The sequence below is a fragment of the Betaproteobacteria bacterium genome (assembly GCA_016791345.1).
Classification (GTDB): Bacteria; Pseudomonadota; Gammaproteobacteria; order Burkholderiales; family JAEUMW01; genus JAEUMW01.
On the sequence record JAEUMW010000426.1, the window covers coordinates 1 to 8037 of the forward strand.

Annotated in this window: 6 protein-coding genes; 1 reads left to right on the forward strand and 5 read right to left on the reverse strand. The window is 66.1% G+C overall.

Annotated elements, in window-relative coordinates; all coding sequences use genetic code 11:
* Positions 1 to 285 precede the first annotated feature (285 nt).
* The gene (locus JNK68_16070) at positions 286 to 4674 is read left to right on the forward strand and encodes a tetratricopeptide repeat protein (GenBank protein MBL8541860.1); all 4389 of its coding nucleotides are present in this window, start codon (positions 286 to 288) and stop codon (positions 4672 to 4674) included.
* Positions 4675 to 4678: 4 nt separating this feature from the next.
* Here the strand turns inward: JNK68_16070 and JNK68_16075 are convergent, their stop codons facing one another.
* The 5 genes from JNK68_16075 to JNK68_16095 form a co-directional block, all read right to left on the reverse strand.
* Positions 4679 to 5116 (reverse strand): organic hydroperoxide resistance protein, encoded by a 438-nt coding sequence (locus tag JNK68_16075; protein ID MBL8541861.1) that lies wholly within the window; start codon positions 5114 to 5116, stop codon positions 4679 to 4681.
* 153 nt (positions 5117 to 5269) lie between these two features.
* Positions 5270 to 6598: a prolyl oligopeptidase family serine peptidase gene (locus JNK68_16080; protein MBL8541862.1), complete on the reverse strand. Its 1329-nt coding sequence runs from the start codon at positions 6596 to 6598 to the stop codon at positions 5270 to 5272.
* Between the two features lie 94 nt (positions 6599 to 6692).
* Entirely contained in the window at positions 6693 to 7238 is a 546-nt protein-coding gene (locus tag JNK68_16085; protein MBL8541863.1) for a TIGR00645 family protein, read from the reverse strand.
* Positions 7239 to 7313: 75 nt separating this feature from the next.
* Entirely contained in the window at positions 7314 to 7757 is a 444-nt protein-coding gene (locus tag JNK68_16090) for a DUF1841 family protein (GenBank protein MBL8541864.1), read from the reverse strand.
* Positions 7758 to 7850: 93 nt separating this feature from the next.
* Positions 7851 to 8037 (reverse strand): endonuclease III (locus JNK68_16095; GenBank protein ID MBL8541865.1); only part of this gene is annotated, 187 nt, incomplete at its 5' end.

An 8037-nucleotide genomic window follows, 5' to 3' on the forward strand; every position in this document is an offset into this window, starting at 1 on the left:
CCATTTGTGCCGTCTCTCCTCCGCCCTAACCGGGTGTTGGTGCCGACGGCGACACGAATGATCGTTGCAAGCGTGCAGGCCTGAAATCGGCCGGAGGGACTAGGTCTTCGCTGCGGTCGACGCCCGAGTGCGGCGATGCAAACATGTACTGTGCCGGCAGGGGACGTGTCGCACACGCCCAGGGATCGGAGTTTTTCGATACCCCTCGATCGATGTGACCCGTGGCACGACTGGCGGCTGGACGCTGATATGATGACGGGGTAATCGCTTCAGGGCGGACCGGCGATGAGCCAGTTATTCATCTCGCACAGCTCGCAAGACGACGCGTTCGTCCGTGCGCTACAGCAGGCGCTCGGCGACCATGGCGTCAACGCGTGGATCGATTCACGGGAGCTTCTTCCCGGGGGCCTGCTTGAGCCCGACATAGAGAAAGCGATCGACGAAGCGGTGGCGTACACCGTTGTCGTGAGCCCGGCGTCGCTCCAATCGCGGTGGGTAGGAAAAGAACTGCGCCACGCGCTCGAAGTGCAGAAGCGACGCGAGCGAGAGACCTTCCCGGTCTTCGCGCTGTCTCTGGACGGCACAAAGCTCGGCGTGCTCGAGCAGTTCTTCAATGGCGAACCGCTCTACATCCCCGTAAGCGGCAAGCCGGGTGGGGTCGAAGCCGCTATTCACCCCATCCTCGTTGCAATGGGTATACGTTTGCCCGCCGACGTCGCGCCCACGCAGCAGCCCAGGGCCGAGTTGCTCGAAGAGCTCGTGCTCGAGCTCACCGACTTGAAGTTCCACGAGCAGGATGGCACGCGCCGCCCCACCGCCCGCGCGCGGCTGGTCTACGAACCCGCCATACCGGGGCAGCGCGAAGTCGCCAGCACGCAGAGCTGGCGCTTCGTCGCCCCCATCGGCCCCATCGAGACCGCCGAGCTGCGCTGGTACCTGGAGAAGTACGCCGTCTGGCCGAGCGGGGTGGCTGTCATCCAGGATCGCGCGCGGCACGTCGAACAGAACCTCGTACAGTGGGGCCGGCTCCTGCACGACGCGGCGATGCCGGTCGCGCACACCGCCAACGTCATGAATGTCTGGGCGAAGATCGATGCTCACGCGGGGCGCCGCTTCTCCATCCACGTCGATGCCGGGTTCGAAGCCGGTGCGCTCGATGCGGATCAGAAGGCCGCCCGCGAAGCTGGCACCGTGCTGCTCGGTCTGCCGTGGGAGCTGCTCCACGACGGCGACAGCTACCTGTTCCAGGGCGCGAAGCCCACGCGCGTGCGCCGGTGCCTGCCTAACATGCGCGATCTCGGTGTGCCGGTGGTCGCCCCACCCATCCGCATCCTGCTCGTCACCGCGCGGCCGGAGGACGACGCCTGCGGATACATCGACCATCGCGCCAGCGCGCTGCCGCTGGTCGAGGCGATGGAAGACCTGCCCGGCCTGGTGCGCCTGACCATCCTGAGCCCGCCCACGTTGCCGGCGCTGCGTGAGGAGCTCGACCGCGCCCGCACCGCCCGCGAGCCCTATCACGTCGTCCACTTCGATGGCCACGGCGTCTACGACCGCGCGGTCGGCCTCGGCGGACTGTGCTTCGAGCACCCGGAAGATACCGCCAAGCTCGACCGCCGCCGGCATGTCACGGTCTTCACGAGCGAACTTGGTCCGCTGCTGCGCGATCACCGCATCCCGCTCGTCTTCCTCGAAGCCTGCCAGACTGCCCAGGCCGAGCAGGCGTCCGAATCGGTCGCCTCCGAGCTGCTGAAGGTCGGCGTCGCCTCCGTCGTGGCCATGAGCCACAGCGTGCTGGTCGAGACCGCGCGCCGTTTCGTCGAAGCGTTCTACGATGCGCTCGCAGCGGGCAAGCGCGTGGGGGACGCCATGCTGGCGGGGCAGCGCCGGCTCAAGGACGACAGCTTTCGCGGGCGCATCTTCGGCGCGGGCGAGCTGCGGCTCGAGGACTGGTTCGTGCCCGTGCTGTTCCAGGAGAAGGACGACCCGCAGCTCTTCCGCGCCACACCCGGGAAGCAGACGCAGGAAGATTTTCAAACCGCGCTCAAGGCGCGCCTCGGCGAACTGCCGCCGGTGCCGGCAACCGGCTTCATCGGCCGCAGCCGCGAGCTGCTGGCACTGGAGCGGCTGCTGCGGCAAGAGCGTTATGCCGTGGTGCGCGGCCAGGGCGGCGAAGGCAAGACCGCGCTCGCCGCCGAGCTTGGCCGCTGGCTGGTGCGCTCGCAGCAGATCCGCCGCGCCGCGTTCGTCTCGGTCGAGACCCACGGCCATCAGCGCGCGGTGGTGGATGCCATCGGCCGGCAGATCGTCGGCAAAGGCTTCTCGGCGGCGGGCGATCTCGAAGAGGCGATCAGGCAGGTCGAACGTGCACTGCGCGAGCAGCCCACGCTGCTCGTGGTGGACAACATTGAGAGCATCCTCCTGCCGCCCTTCCTGGCCGAGGAGACGCCGGCGGCGCTCTCGGAGGATGCACACGAAGAATTGGAGGGCATCCTTGCCCTGTGCGAGCGGCTGCTGAAAGTGGGCGACACGCGCCTCGTCTTTACCAGCCGCGAGGTGCTGCCGGCACCGTTCGCTGGCGAGCGGCACCGGCGGGAGCTGCACCGGCTCGACCGCGAGGACGCGGTGAAGTTGGTCGAACGGGTGCTGGATGCCGCAGGCGCCGCGGACGCGGTGTCCAATGCCGCGCACGAGGAGATCAAGCAGCTAGTCGATACCGTTCATTGCCACGCCCGCACACTGGCACTGCTGGCGCCGGCGCTGAGGAGTCGCGGCGTCGAAGCCACCCGCGAATCGCTCGTCGAACTGATGGCGGAAATGGAGCGCAGATTCCCCGGCAACCGCGAGCAATCGCTCTTCGCCAGCGTCGAGCTGTCGCTGCGGCGGATGTCACCGGCCAACCGCGAGCGGGCGCGCGTGCTCGCGGTGTTTCACGGCGGGGTCCAACTCGGCGTGCTTGCGAACATGATGCGGTGGGAAGAGGCGGATGTGGCCGCGCTGGCGGACGAGCTGATCCGGACGGGGCTGGCGACGCGGAATCGCTATTACCATCTCAGCCTCAATCCCGCCCTTTGCCCCTATTTGCGCGGGGGGATGGAGGAAGCGGAGCGTGAGGCGCTCACGGCGCGCTGGGTTGAGGTGATGCGCCAGTATGCCCGGCTCCTCGAACAGCAGGGAAGCCAGAACGCCGAAGTCGGGGCGACTCTAACGGGCCTGGAGCTGCCGAACCTGTTTGCATTGCTGGAACGGGTGCAAGCCTCCGACGATGCGGAGGCGACGATCGCTCTGACGACCGCGCTTCACAGGCTGCTGCAGGGGCTCGGCAAGCCGTGGCTGCTGAAGCGCGTGGGGCACGTGCGCGACGCCGCGGCGGCGGCGCTCGAAAAGCAGGGCGAGGCTTGGAACCACGCGCGCTTCGAGGCGGCGCGCACCCGCATCCAGCAGCAACTCGGCGGCGGACAGTTGCGCGCGGCGCAGGACGGCGCGCAAGCCTTGCTCCAGTGCATCCGGGCGGCGGGCGAGCAGGCTTACGCGGGCGCCGATTACGATCTGGCGATGGCTATCAATCTCTTGGGTCTAGGGTCTCTGGAAGCCGGTGGATCAGCACAGGCCCTGGCGCTATTTCACGATGCCGGCAAGCGCTTCGAGACCATCGCCAAGGAGCAGAGGAACAGCGCTGCGGAAAGAATGGCGTCCGTCCTTCTAGTAAGACAAGCCGACTGCCTCGTAGACCTCGGCCGGCTCGACGAGGCGGTGTCAGCCTACGAAGAGGCCATCCGCCGCGCGCAGCAACTCGGCTCCGAACGGGATGTCGCCGTTGGCAGAGGTCAGCTCGGCACTGTACGCCTGCAGCAGCACCGTTACCCGGAGGCGCTGGCCGCCCACGCCGAAGCGCGGGAGCGCTTCACTGCCCTCGACGAACCGGGCAGCGTCGCCGTGAGCTGGCATCAGAGCGGCGTGGTGTACCAGAGCGCAGGCCAGCCCGACGCGGCGGAGGACGCCTATCGGAAATCGCTCGCCATCTTTGTGCAGCTCGGCGATGTCGCCGGGCAGGCGAGCACGCTCGGGCAACTGGGGAACCTGTATGGCGGTGTCCTCGACAGGCTGGAGGACGCTGCTGCCTTCTACCGGCAGGCCGTGAACAAGTACGTCGAGATTGGCGATGTCGCGGGAGAAGGACGCCAAAGAAACAACCTCGCCGAAACCCTGCGCAAGCTTGGCCGCCTGATTGAGGCGCGGCAGGAAACCCGCCGGGCGATCGAATGCAAGGCGCAGCTCGGCCACGCCGCCAAACCGTGGACGACCTGGGCCATCCTCGCCGGCATCGAGACGGACGCCGACAACCCTGCCGCCGCCGCGGAGGCCAGAGCCAAGGCCATCGACTGCTACCTCGCCTACCGCCGCGACGGCGGCGAGAACCACCACGCCGACGGCCGCCTTGCGCTCGCCGTGACCCAGGACCTGCTTCCCGGCCAGAGTGCGGCGGTCTTGGAGGGCCTCCAACAACTCGCCGCCGACCCCGACTTTCCGGAAGACAGACGCCCCTTCCTCCACGCCCTCCAAGCCATCGCCGCCGGCAACCGCGACGGCGGGCTCGCCGCGGGGCCCGAGCTGGACTACACCTCGGCCGCCGAAATTCTCTTGCTCATCGAGACGCTGGAAGAACGCTCGTGACAGGCTACCCGCCGACGAGTTCGAACTCCACGTTGACGTTGTTGCGCGTCGCGTGCGAGTAGGGGCAGATCTTTTCGTGCGCTTCCTTCGCGAGCGCTTCGAGATCGCTCTGCGAAAGGCTCTTGTCCTCGACGCGCATCTTGACGGCGAGGCCGAAGCCGCCCGCGTCACGCGGGCCGATCGTGACGGCGCACGTGATAGTGGCCCCGGTCGCGTCCTTCTTGTGCTGTTTCGCCACGAAGTCGAGCGCACCGCCGAAGCACGCTGCGTATCCGGCAGCGAACAGGTGTTCGGGTGTGCTGGTGCCCGGCTTGCCGGGGCCTCCCATTGCCTTCGGCACCGACAGGTCCGCGCTCACTGAACCGTCGCTCGCTTCGGTGTGTCCGTTGCGCCCGCCGGTCGCCGTTGCGGTGGCTGTGAAGACGGGTTTGATGGTGTCCATGGTCATTGCTCCGAGTGGTGGGGAGGGTAAGCGATTCCGCCGTCCTGCCTGGGCGCGGCGGTTTTTGGGTATAGCCGGCGAATTGTCCTGCGGGCGCGGTTCCGGATCAATGCGCGCATGCGCAAAGCGCCGGCCATCGGCCAGTCAGGGACGTCACCCCAGGGTCTTGTCGAGCCAGTTGAACACGCGCAGGTCTCTCAGTCCGTAGCCTTTCGGCTCGCAGTGCAGGTCCGCCCCGTCGGAGACCGAGAACGGGACCAGAGTCTTCGGACACGTCAGGAGATCGTACAGTCGTTGCGACTGCCCGGGCCAGAATGCCTCGTTCGCCGGTTCGGTGATCAGCATCGGACACCGGATCTTCCCGACGACATCCGTGAGGTTGTAGGTCATCGTCGCCTTGAAGGCGTCGTAGTACGACGTCGTGCCATAGGGTCTCATGCGGAAGACCAGGGAATTCTTCGTGGCGGGATCGAGCATCTTGGTCATGTAGCTGTCGAACTCGTCCTTGCGGCCCGCCTTCAGCAACTCCAGCATCGGCGGCGGCAATGTTGCGGTCCACGACGTGGAGACGTCGACCACGCCCGGGTCTGCGATGGCAGCTGCAATTCGCTTCTCGAAGGCAAGTGCGCGCGGCACCCAGTATCCGCCCTGACTGATGCCCTGAATGGCAATCCGCTTCGGATCGACACCCTTGCGGGCGAGGGCAAAGTCGACCACCGGGGTCACGACACGCTCCCAGTCCGGCCGGAACGTGAGGCCCTGCTTCCAGAGCGCGTAGCCCTGCCCGGGCCCGTCGAAAGTGAGGCAATCGTAGCCCCGGGGCGCCGCTCCCGCCGCTCCCATCATCCACATGTCGAGGGCCGAGCCGTCGCTGCCGTTGACGAGGATGAGCAGAGGGCGTTGTTTCTTGCTGCTCTTCCCGCGGAAATAGAATCCACGCAGCGCGATGCCCTCGTATGGAATGCCGACCTGTTCGATCGGCGGATCGAACAGAGCAAGCGACTTCAGCCAGCAGTCGTCCATCATCTGCCAGGCCGTCGTGATCCGCCTGTGGTCGCCGGTGCCATCCGCGAAGTAGGTGGCGCTGTCGTAGAAATTCTGCGCCCAGAGGTAAGCCTGCCGGGCGCTTTCGATGTGACCGCCGCTTGCGGAATCCTCGGCGATCGCACGCATTTCATTTCCCGCCGCGATCAGAGCCTGGTAGGCGCTCTCGAAGTTGCCGTCTTCGATCTGCCGGATGACGTACAGAACCTTACCGACATTCCCGCCCCGGTGATAGGCGCGCCCGAGGCTCGTCAGGAGCACGTATTCGAAGGCCGAGTTCTTGAAGAAGTAGGTTGCCTGATGAGCCGCCGCGGGGGTCGTGGCGAGACTGGTCGTTGGCTGTGCATTGCTCTGGGCCTTCGCAGCCTCTGGTCTGACGGTCACTCCGGCCCCTAAGCCCGCAACGATCGTATTGAACTGCCTTCTGGTGAGCTTCATGGATAAGAGGGTCCGTCTGCCGCGTCAATACCCAGGTCGTACCGGGCACGAAGGTATTGCCGGCCGGCTCGTCGCCTGATCGCGGGGCTCTGCGTCAGTGTGCCCCGTGCTGCTTCTTCAGGGTCGGCGCCAGGAGGCGGTCCGTCGCCGCCACCGCGAGCGCGGACAACAGGAAGGTGAGGTGGATCCCCACCTGCGAGTAGATCACGTGCGGCGACAATTGATCGGCGTTGATGAACGACTTGAGCAGATGGATCGACGAGATGCCGATGATCGCAGTGGCGAGCTTCACCTTCAGCACCGCCGCGTTGACGTGCGACAGCCATTCGGGCTGATCCGGGTGCCCTTCGAGATAGAGGCGCGAGACGAAGGTCTCATAGCCGCCGACGATTACCATGATGAGCAGGTTCGCGATCATCACCACGTCGATCAGGCCCAGCACCACCAGCATGATCTGCGTCTCGTTGATGACGTCGCGCTCGGCAGCGATGTGCAGCAGGTGGACGAGCTCCTTCCAGAACTGCCAGACGTAGACGCCCTGGGCGACGATCAGGCCGAGATAGAGCGGGAGTTGCAGCCAGCGGCTGGCGAAGATCAGCGCCGGAATCGGGCGAAGCCTGTAGGAGCGCGTTTCGTTCATCGTTTGTGCTGCAGTGGGGTCGGACGGGACGCGGATTCTAGCATTCCACCCCGGGGGCGACGCTATCTCGCCAACTCACCGAGTGTGCGACGCGCCGGCCCTCTGCGCGATGCAGCGAAGGTACGCAGCGCCGTCGGGTACCGTGCCGTTGCGCTGTGCGTTCCAGATGACCTCTCCCAAGCATTCCAGCACGGCGTGCCGGGCATCGTGCTCGTCGCCGCAGCGAGAGACGAGTGCGCGGTACGCCACCGCGATGCCCGGTGGCTGATCGATGGAAAGCTGCTCCTCGATCGCGAGATGCAGCGAAAGGTGCAGGAAGGGATTCAGGCTACCCTGCTCGGGTCCGAAGTCGCGGTCCAGGTTACGTTCGCGATCCGCGAGGAGCGGCTGATACTCCGGATGCAGGAGAATCACCGCGAGCGCGGTCGTCTCCAGTCCTTCGAGCGGGACACCGGCGCAGTGTTTCGCCCAGGTGTCGAAGAAGAACCGGCGCGCCTGCTCGCGGGAGGGGGAGAACATGTGGAGTGAAGGAGTGAAGGAGTGAAGGAGTGAAGGAGTGAAGGAGTGAAGGACCGACAGTCATCGGCCTGCCGGGTTCCGGTACTTACGCCTTCACGTCTTCACATCGTCACTCTTGTCCGGATACTCGCACAGGTCGCGGATCAGACAGGTCCCGCAGTCGGGCTTGCGCGCCTTGCAGACGTAGCGACCGTGCAGGATGAGCCAGTGGTGGGCGTCCTGCCGGAAACGGGGAGGTGTGATTCGCACTAATCGGTCTTCGACCTCGCGGACGGTCTTC

Excerpts from the sequence above, each read along its gene's own strand:
- JNK68_16090 (MBL8541864.1), bottom strand. The coding sequence starts at position 7,757 with ATGTTCTCCCCCTCCCGCGAGCAGGCGCGCCGGTTCTTCTTCGACACC.
- JNK68_16070 (MBL8541860.1), top strand. The coding sequence starts at position 286 with ATGAGCCAGTTATTCATCTCGCACAGCTCGCAAGACGACGCGTTCGTC.
- JNK68_16075 (MBL8541861.1), bottom strand. The coding sequence starts at position 5,116 with ATGGACACCATCAAACCCGTCTTCACAGCCACCGCAACGGCGACCGGC.
- JNK68_16085 (MBL8541863.1), bottom strand. The coding sequence starts at position 7,238 with ATGAACGAAACGCGCTCCTACAGGCTTCGCCCGATTCCGGCGCTGATC.
- JNK68_16080 (MBL8541862.1), bottom strand. The coding sequence starts at position 6,598 with ATGAAGCTCACCAGAAGGCAGTTCAATACGATCGTTGCGGGCTTAGGG.